At 65.8% G+C, this 16,765-nt stretch carries 16 protein-coding genes; 13 read left to right on the top strand and 3 right to left on the bottom strand.

The genetic code is table 11. The features are described 5' to 3' along the window. The first annotated feature begins 3 nt into the window (after positions 1-3). Positions 4-183, top strand: a complete 180-nt coding sequence (locus tag ACQPXH_RS15865; RefSeq protein WP_433603087.1) for a hypothetical protein — start codon at positions 4-6, stop codon at positions 181-183. 170 nt (positions 184-353) lie between these two features. Here the strand turns inward: ACQPXH_RS15865 and ACQPXH_RS15860 are convergent, their stop codons facing one another. Continuing rightward, positions 354-605: a hypothetical protein gene (locus ACQPXH_RS15860; RefSeq protein WP_433603086.1), complete on the bottom strand. Its 252-nt coding sequence runs from the start codon at positions 603-605 to the stop codon at positions 354-356. A gap of 257 nt (positions 606-862) precedes the next feature. Here ACQPXH_RS15860 and ACQPXH_RS15855 point away from each other — a divergent pair, with 257 nt between their 5' ends. Beyond that, the gene (locus ACQPXH_RS15855) at positions 863-2,380 is read left to right on the top strand and encodes a MutS-related protein (protein ID WP_433598132.1); all 1,518 of its coding nucleotides are present in this window, start codon (positions 863-865) and stop codon (positions 2,378-2,380) included. Next, on the top strand, positions 2,377-3,855 hold the full coding sequence (locus tag ACQPXH_RS15850) for a MutS-related protein (RefSeq protein ID WP_433598131.1): 1,479 nt from the start codon (positions 2,377-2,379) through the stop codon (positions 3,853-3,855). The genes ACQPXH_RS15855 and ACQPXH_RS15850 overlap by 4 nt, the downstream gene beginning before the upstream one ends. An 18-nt stretch (positions 3,856-3,873) precedes the next feature. Here the strand turns inward: ACQPXH_RS15850 and ACQPXH_RS15845 are convergent, their stop codons facing one another. Next, on the bottom strand, positions 3,874-4,050 hold the full coding sequence (locus ACQPXH_RS15845; RefSeq protein WP_433603085.1) for a hypothetical protein: 177 nt from the start codon (positions 4,048-4,050) through the stop codon (positions 3,874-3,876). A 121-nt stretch (positions 4,051-4,171) separates the two neighbouring features. Here ACQPXH_RS15845 and ACQPXH_RS15840 point away from each other — a divergent pair, with 121 nt between their 5' ends. The 9 genes from ACQPXH_RS15840 to ACQPXH_RS15800 all read left to right on the top strand — a co-directional run bounded on the left by ACQPXH_RS15840 (position 4,172) and on the right by ACQPXH_RS15800 (position 14,664). Further along, positions 4,172-5,806 carry a helix-turn-helix transcriptional regulator gene (locus tag ACQPXH_RS15840; protein ID WP_433603084.1) on the top strand — a complete coding sequence of 545 codons (1,635 nt, stop codon included), beginning with the start codon at positions 4,172-4,174 and terminating at the stop codon, positions 5,804-5,806. Between the two features lie 312 nt (positions 5,807-6,118). Continuing rightward, a complete protein-coding gene (locus ACQPXH_RS15835) occupies positions 6,119-8,989 on the top strand; it encodes an ATP-binding protein (protein WP_433603083.1) in 2,871 nt (956 codons plus the stop codon). 83 nt (positions 8,990-9,072) lie between these two features. Next, the gene (locus ACQPXH_RS15830; protein ID WP_433603082.1) at positions 9,073-9,477 is read left to right on the top strand and encodes a nuclear transport factor 2 family protein; all 405 of its coding nucleotides are present in this window, start codon (positions 9,073-9,075) and stop codon (positions 9,475-9,477) included. Next, entirely contained in the window at positions 9,474-9,932 is a 459-nt protein-coding gene (locus ACQPXH_RS15825; RefSeq protein WP_433603081.1) for an SRPBCC family protein, read from the top strand. Before ACQPXH_RS15830 ends, ACQPXH_RS15825 begins: the two co-directional genes overlap by 4 nt. 260 nt (positions 9,933-10,192) lie before the next feature. Beyond that, positions 10,193-10,708, top strand: coding sequence for a hypothetical protein (locus ACQPXH_RS15820; protein ID WP_433603080.1), 516 nt, complete (start codon positions 10,193-10,195; stop codon positions 10,706-10,708). Next, positions 10,657-11,502 carry a hypothetical protein gene (locus ACQPXH_RS15815; RefSeq protein ID WP_433603079.1) on the top strand — a complete coding sequence of 282 codons (846 nt, stop codon included), beginning with the start codon at positions 10,657-10,659 and terminating at the stop codon, positions 11,500-11,502. The genes ACQPXH_RS15820 and ACQPXH_RS15815 overlap by 52 nt, the downstream gene beginning before the upstream one ends. Before the next feature lie 568 nt (positions 11,503-12,070). After that, positions 12,071-12,985 (top strand): hypothetical protein, encoded by a 915-nt coding sequence (locus tag ACQPXH_RS15810; protein WP_433603078.1) that lies wholly within the window; start codon positions 12,071-12,073, stop codon positions 12,983-12,985. Positions 12,986-13,439: 454 nt separating this feature from the next. After that, a complete protein-coding gene (locus tag ACQPXH_RS15805) occupies positions 13,440-13,736 on the top strand; it encodes a hypothetical protein (RefSeq protein WP_433603077.1) in 297 nt (98 codons plus the stop codon). A gap of 661 nt (positions 13,737-14,397) precedes the next feature. Then, positions 14,398-14,664 (top strand): hypothetical protein, encoded by a 267-nt coding sequence (locus tag ACQPXH_RS15800; protein ID WP_433603076.1) that lies wholly within the window; start codon positions 14,398-14,400, stop codon positions 14,662-14,664. Here the strand turns inward: ACQPXH_RS15800 and ACQPXH_RS15795 are convergent. Next, a complete protein-coding gene (locus tag ACQPXH_RS15795) occupies positions 14,661-15,140 on the bottom strand; it encodes a methyltransferase family protein (RefSeq protein WP_433603075.1) in 480 nt (159 codons plus the stop codon). The two genes, ACQPXH_RS15800 and ACQPXH_RS15795, sit on opposite strands and share 4 nt — an antisense overlap. Positions 15,141-15,196: 56 nt before the next feature. On the opposite strand from ACQPXH_RS15795, the gene ACQPXH_RS15790 reads away from it, so the two are divergent. Next, a complete protein-coding gene (locus tag ACQPXH_RS15790) occupies positions 15,197-15,841 on the top strand; it encodes a TetR/AcrR family transcriptional regulator (RefSeq protein WP_433603074.1) in 645 nt (214 codons plus the stop codon). Positions 15,842-16,765: the final 924 nt, after the last annotated feature.

Genomic DNA, 16,765 nt, shown 5'->3' with positions numbered 1-16,765 from the left:
ACAGTGCAGATCACCCGTCGCTGGCTCGAGCACCCCGAAGAACTCACCGCGGAGTTCGGCAAGGCGTGGTTCGCCGTTGCTCGCAACCCACGGGTGGTCGTCGGTGGCCCGAAGGGTTCCGGCACGTCATCGCCAAGCCTCTGGCCGAACGGCCTTGTCGCGATGGCCATTCAGTATTACTGATCGCCGTATCTGTGTCGGGCTCCTGATGTCAACTGCTGGGCTCTGTTGCTGCTCGAATAGGTTGCTGCCACACATGGTCCATAGGCGATTTCGCGTAGCCGGCTACGGATGGCGGAGGGAGCCGATGGCCTCGGCGAGCCGGTCGATGCCATCGACGACGGCCGGTTCGGTCAGGCTGCCATACCCGAAGACCAGACCTTCGGATCCCGCCTTCCCCACCCAGTAAGGCGCCAGGCCGTAGACCCCGAGGCCGCGTTCCAGCGTCCCTGGATGGCGCCGATCGGCTCGCGGTCGTACCGGTACTCCGCGTCGTAGTTGTCCTCGATGACCAAAGCATCGTGCTCCGTGGCCCACGCGACCAACCCCGCCCGCGTCTGCGCCGAAGCCACCGCACCAGTCGGGAACTGGTGGGCCGCGGTCACCAGCTGCTGGTTGTGCTCGGAGGGGACACATGCGCTAACCACACGGATCGACCTGCGGAAACGGGAGCGATGAGCTGCTGCGAATGACCGCGATCGAGCCTCGATATGCTGCAGACCGATTTGACGGTCCATCGGCCGACACGACGACCGGCAAGGTAAGAGCTTGACCTCGAAAAGCATGCCGGCGATAAGTTGATCATCTATTTCGACATTGTTCCGTAGTTATCTTCGGCGCACGGTTGGGGAAGGAATGCGACTTGAGTAGGTTCGGAAGCATCCTTTGGGGTGGTGGCGGCCAGAACAGCGCGGTCGCTGTCGGGGCCGACACGGTTGCCGATCTGAATATGGACCAGATCTTCGTCCTTACCGGCGCAACGAAACATGAAGCGGCGCACCGCCGTCCGCTGCGTGACCTGGAACTTGTGCACTACCGCCAGCAGGTGTTCATCGATCTTCGGGACGACGCCGTACGCGCTGTTTTCGAGGTGTTCGTGGCGGGAATGAACTCGGTGCGCAAACATCGGGAGCGCTGGCAGAAATTGCGCAATCCGCAGCAGCGGGACCGGTGTCAGCTCGATGCCGAGATGCTGTACTGCCGCACCGTGCTGGATCTGCACACGGCCCTGGGTGAATTACCCTTGAGCGCCAACGGATTTCAGGAGTGGCGGAGGTGGCTGGCCGACCACGTCGACGGCACGGATTTCCGCGCACTCATGGCCGATGGGGCGCGGGTTCGCGCAGGGCTGGATTCGGTGCGGTACACCGTGCGAGTGGCGGGCCGTCAGCTGGTTATCGACCGGTTCGACGATCAGCCCGACTACAGCGATGTCATCGCCGCGGCCTTCGCCCGCTTCGCCGTGGACGACAATCTGGATCGCCAGCGCTTCACCGAGCCGTGGCCGGATATGAACGAGGTGGAGGAGCAGGTCATCGCCTTGGTTGCCGAGCAGCATCCGAAGGTGTTCGGGCAGCTCGAGGCGCACGCGCGACGACACCAGAACTTCATTGATCCGGTGATCGACCGATTCCAGATCGAATTGCAGTTCTATCTCGACTACCTGTGGCTGGTCCGGCACTTGGACGAGCACGGTCTCCCGTTCTGCATTCCGGAGGTCACGACCGGCTTCCGCGGAATGTATGCCGAGGACGCCTACGATGCGGCCTTGGCACCGCAGCTGATTCGGGAGCAAACTCCCTTGGTGCGCAACGACTTCCGGCTCGACGGCGCGGAGCGCGTACTCGTCGTCACCGGTCCCAATCAGGGTGGAAAGAGTACTTTCGCCCGAATGTGCGGCCAGCTGGCGTATCTGGCCGCGCTCGGGTGCCCGGTGCCCGCCGCCAGGGCCCGCGTGCCGCTGACCGACAATGTTTTCACGCATTTCGTTCGAGAAGACGACGTCAGTGATCCGGACGGCGGCTTGGCGCGCGAACTGGCCCGCCTGCACGACATCCTGGCACGCATCAGCGAGCACAGCCTGGTGGTGCTGAACGAAAGTCTGAGCACGACAACCGTCGGCGACGCCACCCGGCTCGGTAGTGAGGTACTACGGCAGATCATCGAGCGCGGCGCGGTAGCAGTTTACGTCACATTCCTCGAAGAGCTCGCCGATCTCGGACCGGAGGTGGTGAGCATGGTCGCGGGTGTCGAACCGGGCGACGACGCGCTGCGGACATTCCGGATCGCGCGGCGCCCTCCCGACGGGCTGGCGCATGCCGCGGTGGTCGCGCAGCGGCATGGATTGACCTACGACGCGATCCGGGCCAGGGTCCGATGATCCCGGTCGGTCTGCTGCACCCCCCGGGCCACGCCCCGCACCTCGCGCGCAACGGTGACTCGATCGCCGAGGATCTCGGCCTTACCGAGCTGTATGCGGCGATGGCGGCGAACGACGAATTCGTGGCGACGGTGGTGAAATCCGTTGTCCCCGCCAGTCTGACCGACATCGCGGTGATCCGGTACCGGCAGGACGTGTTCGCGGACTGCCGCGACAACCCCGATATGCTCCGCTCGCTGTACGACATCGCCGCCGAGGCGACGTCGGTGCGCCGCTGGACAGCGGGCCGCACTCGTACGCCACGAACCAAGCTCGGGCTTGCGCTGCAACCGCTCGAGGCGCTCGTCGGCTATCTGCGCCGACTGCGCGAGACCTGCGACAGCAACGCAAGCTCCGGCCGTTCGCAGGGATTGCGCCAGTTGCGCGAGGTGCTGGCCGACAAGCTCCGCGACGACTATCTCGCCGAGCTCGAAACCCATTTGGCAACACTGTATTTCGATAACGGCGTGCTGTTCAGCGCCGGACTCGGGCCCGGCAACAAGGCCGACCGCATAATATTGCACGAGCCGCCGAAGAACTCGAAGCGCTCGCTGTTCAGTAGCCGGTCCGGCCGGGTGTTCGAGGCGACCAGCGACTTCGACATCCAGAACGATCCACTGGCAGCTGTGGTGGAACCGGCGCTCGATTCGGTCGCCGAGGTGATCTCCCGCGCGACCGACAATGTGCAGAACTTCTTCCGCCAGCTGCGAGCTGAGCTGGCGTTTTATCTCGGCTGCCTGAACCTGCACGAGCGGCTCAGCCGGGCGGGTGCCCCAGTGTGCATGCCGGAGCCGGTGCCAGCTGGCAACGCGATGTTGCGGTGCAGCGATCTGCGCGACGCGGCCTTGTGCCTGTCGGCGAAGACGGTGATCGGCAACGATATCGAGGGTGCCGGCAGTTCCTTCGTGGTAGTCACGGGCGCTAACAGCGGTGGCAAGTCGACATTTCTGCGTAGTGTCGGTCTCGCGCAACTGATGATGCAAGCGGGAATGTTCGTTGTGGCCGATGACTTCACCGCGGATGTGCGCGATGGTGTGTTCACGCATTTCGTGCGCAGCGAGGACGCCACCATGAAACACGGCAGGCTCGACGAGGAACTCACCCGGATGCGGGGGATCACCGACCAACTGCGCCCCGGCGGAATGCTGCTGTGCAACGAACCTTTCGCCTCCACCAACGACCGAGAGGCATCGCTTATCGCCGAACCGATCTTCTCCGCGCTGGTCGACGCAGGCACGAAGATCGTTCTGGTGACGCATCTGTTCGATTTCGTGCGGCAGCGCTACGCCGCCGATCACTTTGTCGATCTGTTCCTGCACGCGCAGCGCGCCGCGGACGGCCGCCGAACATATCGCCTGACCGTCGGCGCTCCGGAGTCGACCAGCCACGGCGACGACATTTTTGCTCGAGTGTTCGGCTACCGACCGGGAGTGTGAGCCGCGATGGCCTCCGCGTCACGGCATCTCGCGAAAAACCTGGTCGAAGGCACCCGTGATGTGCAGCTCGGTGACACCCTTATCGTCGGTGCGGGTCAGCTGCTGCATCTGATCGTCGTACCCGTAAAAGACCTCGTGCGTCACCGCATCGGTGGTGCACCGGGCGCAGTCGATCAGTGTGTGCGAGTTGGCCACTACTGTCGACGCTTTGGTCACGGTGGAAGACGAGCGGCTCGGCGCGCACCATCGATGACGTAATAGGGTCGCAGCCGCCACCCGCGCACGAGCTTTGCGGACGCATGAGGGGAGAGCGTTAGTGAGTGTGGTCGATGATGTCGGGTTGAGCCGCGTTGCGTTCCGGCGAGGTGCCTGGGATGAGGCGTACACGCTGCTGGGTCGTGCGTCTGGGGTCGCGGCACTCGACGCGGCCGATCTGGAGGTGCTGGCGGAGTGCGCTCACCTGCTGGGGCGAACCGAGGAGAGCGTCGAGGTTCGCAGCCGGCTGTATGCGTCATATGTGCGCGACGGCGCGAATCGCGACGCCGCACTGTGTGCGTATCGGATCCACATCGTGTTGATGCTGCGTGGCGACATGCCCCCGGCGATGGGCTGGTTGGCCCGCACGCAGCGGTTGCTGGAGGCGCAACCTGAGTGCGTGGTGCACGGATACCTGTGCCTGGCCGAGGCCGCGGGGAATTTTTTCGGTGGCAACCTTGACGGTTCACTCGAACTCGCCCGGCGGGTCACCGATATCGGTAACCGGTTCGGCGATCGTGATCTGCTCAACCTCGGATTGCATCAAGAAGGTCGTGCCCTTGCCTCGCTCGGTCAGATATCGCAAGCGATCGCGTTGCTCGACGAGGCGATGCTCGCTGTCGCGGCAGGCGAGGTGCAGAATCCGACGTACCGTGTGTGGATCTATTGCAGCTCGATCACCGCGTGTATAGGCATGTCGGAGTTGGGTCGGGCGCAGGCGTGGACATCAGCGTTCGAGCAGTGGCTGTGCACCCAACGCGGTGGAACACCCATCTCTGGGTCGTGCCGAATGCACCGCTCGTCGATCCTGCTGCTGCACGGTGCGTGGACCGAAGCCGAACGCGAGGCACGGCTGGCGTGCCAGGAGCAAAATGGCACCGTCGCGATGGACACGGGGCAAGCCTGGTACCAGATCGGCGAGGTCCGCCGATTGGTCGGCGATTTCGCTGCGGCTGAGGAGGCGTTCGCCCACGCGGGCCGCTACGGCTACGAGATTCAGCCCGGTATGGCGCTGTTGCGGGCGGCGCAGGGGCGTACCGACTCGGCCTCGGCGGGTCTGGCACGAGCGTTGGCGGAACGGCCCTCTGACCGTATCGCGCGCGCGAAACTGCTGCCCGCGTGGGCGGAACTGGCAACCGCTAAGGGAGATTCGGAACTCGCGCACACCACGGTGACTGAACTTTGCACCCTGGCCGACATCGGGACAGGGGTCCGCGCTGCCGCAGCGTTCGCAACCGGTGCGCTGCGCCTGGCCGAAGGAGATCCGGCCGCGGCGTTGCCCCAGCTGCGCGCCGCGGCGCGCAGCTGGGGTGAGCTGGATGTGCCGTACGAGCTCGCGCGTAGTCGCCGGTTGATCGGTCTGGCATGCCGCGCGATCGGTGATGAGGATGGTGCGCGTCTGGAATTGGAAACGTGCCATGCGATTTTCGCCCGGCTGGGTGCCATCCCGGACGTGACGGCGACCGACGAACTCCTCGGGAATCGCGAACCTGCACGCCTTCCGGACGGTCTCACCGCTCGTGAGGTCGAAGTGCTTCGTCTCGTTTCGGGAGGGATGACGAATCAAGCTATCGCACAGACGCTTTCGTTGAGCGAGAAGACCGTCTCGCGCCATCTGAGCAACATCTTCACCAAGATCGGCGTGTCGTCTCGAGCCGCTGCCACCGCGTACGCGTACCAGCAGGGGCTCGCCTAACGCCAGTCGTCGATCACCTATGCATCCGGGCGGCTGTACCGGGGTCGGGGGTGGTGCATCGCGACCCCTTGTAGTCGGGCGCGGAACTCGCGCGCGATCATTCGGCTGTGGGTGTCGCCGAGATGGCACACCCCATTCCGCACACGGACCAGCCGTCCATGACCAGTACGGTGTCACCTTGATTCCATCCACCGGGCTTCACAGAACTGGCTCACCTCAGCGCAGAACTCTCCGCATCGCCTGTCATCGATCCCTGCGGGCGTCGTCGGCGAACTCCCAGGTTCCCGGCCTGGATCCGGTTAGGCTTTCGACGTGCTCTTCCTGCGGGTACTGGGATCGATCACGGTCGAGGTGGACGGCTGTGTCGTGGATCTGGGCGGCCCGGTGCCGCGGCGGTTTCTTGCGGCCTTATCGATGGCGGGCGCTACCCCGGTCTCTGACGGGGTCCTTGCCGAGCTGGTGTGGGGTGAAGACCAGCCGCGGCAGGCATCGGGGACGCTGCGGGTCATCGCCTCGCGGCTGCGTTCGGCGTTGGGTCCCGCGCGAGAGCTGTTGCAGCGCAGCGGGACCGGGTATCTGCTCGTGGTGCCGCCGGAGCAGACCGATCACGGCCGGTTCACCGGCCTGACTACCGACGGGGTGCGTCTGCTGACCGCCGGCGCCCCCGTGGCAGCTGTGCGATTGCTGAGCGAGGCGCTCGCGCTGTGGCGGGGTGAGCCGTGGCCGGAGCTGGATCAGGATCTCAGTCCGGTAGTGGAACGAACCCGGCTAGTGGAGTTGCACGAGGTCGCGGTCGAGGAGCTTGCGGCTGCCCGGCTGTCGTGCGGCGATCACACGACCGCGGTGGCCGACCTGAGCGAGGCGGTGACCGCCGCACCGTTCCGGGAGCGGCGCTGGGAACTGCTGGCGCTGGGGCTGTATCGCAGCGGCCGTCAAGTCCAGGCGCTGGCCGAACTGCGGCGTGTGCGCGAGCTACTGGTCGAGGAGCTGGGGGTGGAACCCGGGCCCGCGTTGCGGTTGCTCGAGCGCCGGATGCTCGACCACGATCCCGGGCTGCTGGCGGAATCGCCGCGCGTGCAGTCGGTTTCCCCGCCTGGACAGCGGCCGCCGCTGCGGCGGCCGCTGTCCAGGTTCCTCGGCCGCGATCACGACATTGGGCTGTTGAGCGAGCTGCTCGCCAACGAGCGCATGGTGTGCGTGGTGGGTCCCGCCGGGGTCGGCAAGACCCGGCTGGCGGTCGAGTACTGCGCAGCGGTCGGCGCCCCAGTCGACTGGTGGTTCGTGCGTCTGGGTGATGTGAACGACGGCGACGCCGCGGTGACCGCGATCGCGACCGCGCTGTCGCTGGTCCAGTACTCCGGCGATCCCCTCACTCTAGTGTGCCGGGCGCTGATGATGCAGCCCGGACTGCTGGTGCTCGACAACTGCGAACACCTGGTCGAGCCGGTGGCTCACCTCGTGATGAGGTTGCTTGCCGCCTGCCCGGAACTGCGAGTCCTGGCCACCAGCAGACAGCCACTGGGTGTCGATGGCGAGCATGTGCTGATCCTCGAACCGCTGCCGGTGGTCAACGGCGAGAGCGACGGCGACGACGGCGCTGCGGTGCGTCTGCTGTTCGATCGGGTGCGGGCGGGCCGTCCGGGATGGCATCCCAGCGCGGCCGAGCGGGCTGCTGCGCACGATATCTGCGCGATGTTGGACGGGCTTCCGTTGGCCATCGAGCTGGCCGCCGCGCGGGAGCGAGCGTTCGGGTTGGCGGGGATCGCCGCCCATATTCGCGACCGGCGCGATGTGCTCGGCTCCACGCCGCGCGGATCGCTGTCGCGGCACACCGATCTGCAGGCGGCCCTTGGGTGGAGTATCGACAACCTTGGCGTGACAGGTCGGGCCCTGCTGCTGCGGCTGTGGCCGTTCGAGGGCGGATTCACCTGGCAGGCGGCTGCGGCCACGCAACCGGACGACCTGGGCGCGGGTGTGCTTGCGCCGCTGGCGTCGCTGGTCGAGCGGTCCGTGGTCACCATCGATCGCACCGCGACCGGCACCCGGTATCGCCTGCTGGAAACCATCCGTGGCTACTGCCGCGACGTCGATACCGACCCGCAGGCGACTCAGGCCGCCCATGCGCGGTGGGTGCGTACATTCGTTGCCGAGAAGTCGGTGTTGCTGACTGGGCATCACGCCGGAGAGGCCTATCGTGCGCTGGCTGCGGAGCTGCCGAACCTGCGCGCCGGCATCGCCTACGACCTCGCGCACCATCCGGCCGCAGCATTGCGTACGGTGGCGGCGCTGCAGTTCGCGTGGAGCGTACTCGGCAGCATTGCACTCGGTCGCGCCCTCCTCCGCGCCGCGCTGGATGCCGCGACCGACGCAACCCCCGCCGAGCAGGCGTTCGGGCTGCTCGGCTTGTCGATCGTGTTGTTCCACGCCGGTGATGCCGACGAGGCGCTGGAGTGCGCCGATGACGCCATGACTTTGCTCGGTGGCCCGGCCGACGAGCGTGAACTGTGGCTGCACGCATTGATGTACCGGGCGTTGGCGCTGACCGCGCTCGGCGACCCGCCGACCGCACGGATAGCGGTCGATGAGCTCGTAGCCGAAGTCGACCGGCTACCCACGCCGGATTGGATCCGCGGCTGTGCGCAGTTCGGGCAGGGAACAGTGTCGCTGCTGGAAGGTCGCCGCAGCGAGGCCCTGCGCTGGCTGCGATCAGCGCGGGAACTCAGCGCCGACTGTGGTCACCTGTGGTGCGAGGGCATGGCCGATGTGGTGCTGGCCTGGGCGATCCTGGCCGACCCAGACGACACCGACGGCGCCAGCGAAGCCCTCACCGCCATCGATCGTGCGCTGGCCGTCTTCGCCCGACAGTCGAACATCTCCGACGCGCTGGGCGCCGTGTACGCCGCAACCTATGCCTTACTCGTGCGGGGTGCTCCAGACCAGGCGATCCGGCTGCGCGCGGCAGCGCTGCACCACTCCGCGCGCGTCGGCGCCGACCCGCGCCGCTACACACAGTTCGCCCACCCCGCCGTCGTCGCGCGGATGGATCGGCTGCTGGCCACCGAATTGCGCTCACCCGAACCGCAGACCGGTCGCGAGATGAGCTGGACCGCCATCATCGAGCTGGTCGGTGCGGTCACGCGAACTGATCGGCCAGAGCTGGGGGCGGGAACACAGCCGCTGTAGCAGGACTGAAACACCGGCGCGCGATAGTCGGCTAGAGCCGCTCCTCGAACCGTATCCGCCGACTCCATTGCGAGGGCCGAACCATGTCTCATACGTCTCATCCCAACCTCGATCTCATCGCACGGGCCTACCAGGCCTTCGACGACCGGGATTACAGCGTGATTCCCCGTGTTTTCGATCCCGAGATCGAGATCAACCAGGCCGCCGAACTGCCCTGGGGCGGCCACCATCATGGCCACCGGGGCGCAGTCGAGTTCTTCACCACCCTGTTGGCCCACATCGACAGCAAGGTGACCTGCGAGCACCTGTTCGCCGTTGGCGATGCCGTGGTACAGAGCGGACGCACCTCGGGTACCACCCGAACCGCAGGGACCGCTTTCGACGTCCCCGAGGTCCACGTCTGGAGCCTGCGAGAGGGCCGGGTAGTCGGTTTCGACGCCTACATCGATACCCCCGCCATGCCGGCCACACTGGGGGCTGGGCGATGACCGTCTTCGAACTTTCCGCAGAGACCACCGTCGACCGGCCCGCCCCGCAGGCTTGGGCGGTACTTGCCGACTACACCAACGACACGTCGTGGCGCACCGGGGTAGTGGCGATGACCGCCGACCCGCCCGGCGTCGTCACTGCCGGGGCCCGCACCACCGAGCAGCTCCGGTTCGCCGGGCGTAGTTGGCACAACCTCGGCGAGGTCACCACCGTCACACCCGGTGCCTGGATGACCTGGCGCACCGTCGCCGGTGCCGATGCCGAGGGCGCCCGGACGGTAACCGTGTCATCGCCCAACCACTGCGTTGTTCGCCTCGACCTCTGCATCACACCGCACGGCATGCAGCGGCCGATAGGGCGGCTGCTGGCACGGATGCTGCAACGCAATCTCAACCGCGACATTGCGGCATTGCGCGAGCTGATCGAAGCCGCGGCTGCCGGCAGACGGGTGTAGGCCGCGCACTGGTTAGTCGTCGCAGCGGTCGTACCCAGGACATCTTGACCCAACCGAGCACGTCACATCCGACAAACAGTCCACCTGCTTGATCACCGGCCATGGGGCGAAACACCCATGCGCTCCTGGGATTCGAGCAACCGGGATACAAACATCGCCCGATGCGGCACCGATCAATCCAGCCCTAACGTCAAACCAGGAAACCCCACAACACACGACGAGCGCGAAGGACACGCACTCAATCACCGAGCACACGGAGCGTGACTGCCATGAACAAACACAATCAAGCAGCGCATCAGGGCGCGATGAACGCGCACAAGGCGTCGCAGCACCGGCATCAAGCCGGAGTGAACGCGCACGCCGCCCATGTCCGCAATGCACATCAGGCCACCCACAAATCCGCCGTGAATCATCATGCTCGTGCGATGAAAAGCCATCAGGAAACGATGGAGCGGTCGCGAAGGCAACAATCCAGGCGTCCCGGTGCCGGTGTGTCCCCGCGACGTAGCCGAACCATCGATCGGGCTCTCGTCCCCCACGACGTCGGTAGTTTCAACAGCCCCCACACGTTCCAGGGCGGATTGAACGAGACGAGATATCACGGTAGCAGCGGCCTGATGGTCGTCCGGCGGGCCATCCTGTGGGCCGTATTCCTGGTCATGGCGGTAATCGTCGGCGCGATCGTTTACGCCACAGTGTGGGCTCCGTCTTCGAACAAGCCTGAGTGGCTGTGCTCCGGCGCGGCTGCGGTAGGCGTCGAAATTTCACGCTGCTGACCAGCGGCGACTTCCATGGGACAGGAGAGTCGATCCATGAACGGCAATTTCTGCAGGCCCGCTCGGTCTGTGCGCAGGGCGGTGACGAAATGAACCCGCAGCAGCAGACGACCGACAAGCGCCGACAGTGGGAGGCGTGGGCACGCCGCAACATCGACGGCAACGAATCACAGCGGCAGGCTGCAGTCGACGCAGCGATGCTGGCGGCCGTCCGCGGAGCCTCCAGCCAGGAGTCCGCTGCAGCGGGTATCGCCGCAGCCCAAGCAGCCGAAGCCCCCGCGGCGGCGGAGTTTCGGGACCCCGCACTGCCGGGCACGATCGTCGGGTACGCGCGGCGTATCCAACGTCAGCAGCAACTGTCGGATTTCGGGTCACTGCAAACCGTCGAGTTCCGGCTCGAACCGTTGGAGTCCGCCCCAGTGGTCGTGCAGATGCGTGGATTCCTCCTGGAAGGATTCTTCGCCGACGGTGACGTCGTCGAAGTGCCCTCCACACGGATGCGCGGCAGCTTCCTACAGGCGGATCAGTTCTACAACCGCAGTACCGAATCTCTCGTGCGGATGCGCAAAGGGGTAACAGGGTCCATGGCGGTCGCCGAGACCATGTACGGCCGCCGACTCACGAAAGCGTTCTACACCGTCTTCTTCCTGCTGTTCTTCGCCATCGTCGTCTTCATCGTCGGCGGCTTCATCTACTCGACGGTGGCATCACCAGACCCATCCACACACAACTCCCCGTCATGGTGGTGCCAGGACGCCCAGAACGGCGGATGGGACAACCCGCCCGGCTGCTGACCCGAAAACATTGGAGCTCCACCGTGACCCTCGCTGGCCCACCCGCCGACCCCGACAACCGCGCCGGACTCCGCCGCCCGACGACCCGGGCGCTCCCCAACCCGGGACCCGTTCTCGCTCGCGCCGCCGTCGTCGCCCGTCCGTTCCGGAATGGGACAACCCACCGGATCGGCTCTGCGCCCAATGCCCGTGGCAAACCAGCCGATCCCTTGGTACCGAGGCTCATTGGCGATGTTCCTGGCCGGAGCCGTCGTCTCGGCAGTGCTCGTGTTCCTGATCGCCCGCGCCACCGCCGCTGACCCCGTGGACGCGGGACTGGGCAGACGAGCGCCGACACCAGCGTCGAGAACGACAGCAATCCAGCAGGGACGTACACCACGGACGTGCCGCCGAGAACGACGGCACCGACCGCTCGGCGCACCACCGCGAAACCGAGCGCCGAGAAACCACGGCGGCCGAGACAACCCACAGCGACGAAACCAGGGCCACTGTGAGCACCCGGTCGCGGCCCGAACGAACCGCGTCGGCGGGCCCGACGACTTCGAGGTAACCCATAGGGAGGGAACAGATGTCCAAAACGACGGTCAAAGCTTGGAAGGATTCCGAGGGCTACACCATCGGGTCGGTGGAGGTGTCGACCGAGAAGATCCGAGGCGGAACCCATACATCGACGGTCCACAGAGACCTGGCGACGAATATCCATGACGTGGTGGAGCATTACGAGTACACCCAAAAGGGACATGACGTCAACGCGACCTTCAAATACGACGCCGTCGGCAGGGTGACCGAGGCCAAATCTACCGAGCAGTGGACAGGCTCCGACAACCGCGTTCATGTGAAGGGGACGGTCAACTCATACCGGGACAACGGTGTCGAACACGAAAGAGTCACCGAAATCACCCTGTGGGAATCCGCGGACGGGAAATTCCACCAATCGGTCCACACCGACAGAATCGAAAGGACCGCGGACGGACGGTCCTACCAGGACGTCAGCGATCGACACTGGGTCAAGGGACTGGACGACCCGACGTGGACCCCCGCGAACGCCGATGGCACCCCCGTTCACAGCACGCCGGCGCACGGCGGCGGCCACAGCTCGACGCTGGACGTACCCAGCGCCGAGCCGGCATCCGCGATAACGCACGCCGAAACCGGCTACTCCGCCGCAGATCTCCAGTCTCGGACTCCGGCCGATCCGGCCCCGGATGGTGCCGACGCCAGCCCCGCGAGCAACCACGTATCGGGTCCGATGGTCGCCTTCAGTTTCGCGGCCCAGCCCTGGACCGACCATAAGCCGACCACCACTGCGGGTGACGGGTACGACGGAATGTACGACGCCGACACCGGGACCGATGACGAGCCGGGGCGAGAGCCTGCCGGGCCGCCCGATGAAGACGGCGAGTCCGGGGACGATGATTCGTCATCGGTGCTCGATGACGGTCTCGACAGCGGCCCCGGCGATCTCGAATACCTCGGGATGTGACCGATGCGCCACATCGATTTCCTACGACCAGGAGGCTGAAATGCCCACGTGGTGGCAGAACGTCATAGACAAGATCCGAGAGGTGAACTCACCTCCCCAGACCACACCCGAGCCCCGGGGCGGGAATGAGCAGTACGGTGCGCCGACCACACCGACGACCGAAGATCCCCACACCGAACCGAATACGCTGACGGACAGGCCGCCCAGTCCGCTGCCCCCGGATTTCGAACCTCGCCAACCCCACCCTCCGACCAGCGACTATCGTCGACCAGGGCTCCGTCACCACTATCCGGACGCAGACGCAGACGCGGGTGCCGATGGGGCGAACGCACCGTCGGCCAGTGATCCGAACGCGGATCCGAACGCCGGTACCGGAGAACGGGGAGCGAGCGAGCCGGGAGCGAACAACCTCCTACCCGGTGGAACCGGCATCGAGCAGAACACCGGCTCCGGCATGACGGACGAAGCCGGACCGGGCATAGCCATCGGCGCGGCGGCTCTTGCGGCTGGCATCGGTGTCGTGCTGGCTGCCCCGCCAGCCATCGCCGCAGTCGGCGCGCTCGAACTGGGCGAAGCTGTCGCGGCCGCAACGACATTCGCGCGATCGGCCGTTGCGACCGGGACGACCGACGATGCCCTCACCCACGAACCTGCCGGCCCACCGGACAGCGACAGCTCGGTCGATGGACAGGGTGGTTCCCCTGAGGACGACAACTACTCCGACGATGGAGGTGATCAAGCATGGGGGTAGGCGGCTCGAGCGCGACGCCTCGTCCCGCCGAGCGGTGGCCGCAGTTTCCAGGCATTTGGCGGCGACAGGGTTGGCTTGGTCGTTTGCGCAGCTCGGACTGGATCCGGTGGCGGTAACAGCGGCCTCACCTCGCCCCGCACGACCGATTTCATCGGGTGGGCGGCACTCACTACAAAGCTGCCAGCCACGGGACGGCGTTGTCTTGAACGACTGGTGGACATGGACCAGCCCAGTATGGTCGTCAAGGGCCATCATCGTGATCTCCACAACCTTCATTCGCTGATACGACATCGGCGATCATCGGGGTCGTGCCGGCGGTTGCCTGCTGCTGGTCACGGTCAATACCGTCATGTTTCTCAACGCAGCACAGCCAAGGCACCAGAGTCCGGACTCAGACCAGCGGCCCACGTTGCCGTCCACCAACAAGGAAACGAATTCCGTGGATTCTTGAGCTCGAAACCTGTGGTGCGCCGCTGTCGCAGGGCGCGGCGGGCATGCTCAGCAACTGCGGGTGTCGCGGAATCTTGCGGCCCAGGATCTCCTCCGCCCACCGTCGATTCTCCTCGACCGCGGATGGTTCCTTCGACCGCGACGGCGCGCTATGTTTCCCGCGTAAGCGCACTCATTAGCGTCCTCGCTCTCGGATTGGATTTACGTCCGGGTGAGTGAGAAATTGCGCGATCTTCTCGAGGCTGGGCTGGTAGTCGGTGCTGGTGTCCACCGTCAGTTCTGGGACATCGAGCCGGACTGGGCCGAAGGCGTCGATGGGCGATTCGGTGTTGACGGCGATCGCGGCGAGCAGCGAGGTGTCGTTGTGGGCGTGGCGGTGGGGGTCGGTCGTGGCGCGGTGGGTGATGCGGTCGTGACCGACCGCTGTCCGCGCAGTGCCCTGCGGGCGGTTTCCGGGATCGGCGTCCTGCGGGGTTAGAGCCAGCGTCTGACCCGGTGTCGGTAATCGATGTAGGACTGCCCGAATCGCTGGGTCAGATACCGCTCCTCGGGTTTGATCACCAGACGTAGGACCAGGGCAACCGCGACGGGGGTCAGCGCGATCGGCCACCAGTTGTTCAGCAGCAGCCCGAATCCGAGGACGGCCACGGCCAATCCGGTGTACATCGGGTTGCGGGAGATGCGATAGACGCCCGTCGTGACCAGCGTCGAGACCGGCCGGTGCGGCACGATCGTGGTGCGATGCGCGATGACCGCGCCGACACCGGACCAGGCGAAGACCAAGCCCAGCGCGGCGATCGCGGCACCGACGATCGCGGTCGCGGGGCGGGCGCCGATCGGCAGCGCGACCGCCGCGTTCAGCAGCAAGCCGCCGACGACCGCGGCGATGTAGTAGAGGGGCGGCGGAATGAAGATCACCCGGGCGCCGCGCTCGGAGGTGGAGTTGCTGGCCATGATCGCCTCAATTCAGTAGAGCATTACTCTAACCAGTATATGGTTACACTACCGGCGTGGTTGTCAAGAGGCGATACGAATCGACCCACCGCCAGGATCAGGCGCGCCGGACTCGGCACACCATCCTCGACGCGGCACGCACGCTGTTCGTAGCCCACGGTTACACCCCGACCACACTTGCCGCGATCGCCCACGAGGCCGGTGTCGCGGTGCAGACCGTGTACAAGACATTCGGGAACAAGAAGACCCTGCTCTCCGAACTGGTCGACATCACCATCGCCGGCGACGACGAACCGACCGAACTGGCACGCCGCGAATTCGCGAGCGAGATCCGGGCCCTCGGCGACGCCCGCGCGAAACTGGCAAGGTATGCCCGCCATCTCGTGGAAACCCATACGCGCGAGGCCGAGGTCATGCTCGCCGTGTGGAGCGCGGCGGCCGCCGATCCCGAAGCAGCCGAGATCTGGACCAAGAACCTCGACGAGCGGCGCGCCGGCATGACGATGTTCGCCGCAGACCTCGCGACCACCGGCGAACTGAACCCCGATTACTCGCAGGAGATGGTCGTCGACGTGCTGTGGCTGGCCATGGACGTCCGTAATTTCGATTGGCTCGTCCGTCGGCGGGGGTGGAGCCCGCAGCAATTCCGAACCTGGTACGTCGACTCCGTGGCGGCATCGATTCTGGTCACGCCCGCGTGAGTACGGCGACCCCCGACATCCAACTCGACCCTGGCGGGACCGGCGGCGCGGGTGGTGTGCAGCAGGGTGGCGGCGGCGTTGCGGCCGTCGCGGTACCGGTTCTCCGCCGGGTCCGGTCCATTTGAACCCGTCGCGGGGAAATCGACCCACGACATCACGGGGCCACCGGACAGCCGCTGACAGTGGGGGCAACTACAGATGCGGCCAGATCGGCTCCGCATCGGCGCGGAACCGGATTCGCCCGCTTCTCTGCACCATGCAAGTGGCTCGGCGATCTTGGTACATACGATCTGCAAGGTGGAGCGGGTGCAGGAGAGTCGACGGGATCAGATTGTGATGACTGCTGAGGAGCTTTCCGAAGTGTGACCCCCTGTGGGGTTAGCACTGGTGTCCGGAGGGCGTATCGACCAGTACGCCAACCTCCTGCAACACCGAAAACTGCTGGTCATCGGCAAATAGCGGTGGCGTGACGGTCCTGGTCCGGTTGCCGCAGGTTGGTGCCCTCGGCAGGACGCATAAACATGGGCAACTGGGAAACGCCTGTTCATCGTGGGTGCGTATCCGGTCTGAGTGTCGCGCCGTCGAGGGCCGGCTTTGTCTTGTAGTCCTGGATCGGGCTGCGGCCGAGCTGGATTCGTCGATGGTGAGGCTCGGGGAGTGGTTCACCCGGGCCGAGCCGCGGGTCGCGCGGCGGGCGGCTGAGAATGTATCCGGGCGGGTCGCGGGTCTGAAACGTATGAACGGGTGGACACTCACGAAACATGTCGGTGAGGCTGTTCGGATGGGTTCAGCGGCTGCTGCGCGCCGCCGATAGGGACGTCCACGGTATTCGTGACTACGTGGTCGAACGTCCCAGGAGATCGCCTCCTGCCGACTGCGGGGTATGGCGTTGCGAGTTCCGTGGCAGGATGGGCTTTCCGGGTT

It is taken from the genome of Nocardia sp. CA-135953 (assembly GCF_050955735.1).
In the GTDB taxonomy this organism is placed as follows: domain Bacteria; phylum Actinomycetota; class Actinomycetes; order Mycobacteriales; family Mycobacteriaceae; genus Nocardia.
The sequence above is the reverse complement of the archived record's forward strand: the minus strand, read 5'-3'. Positions and strand labels throughout refer to the sequence as shown.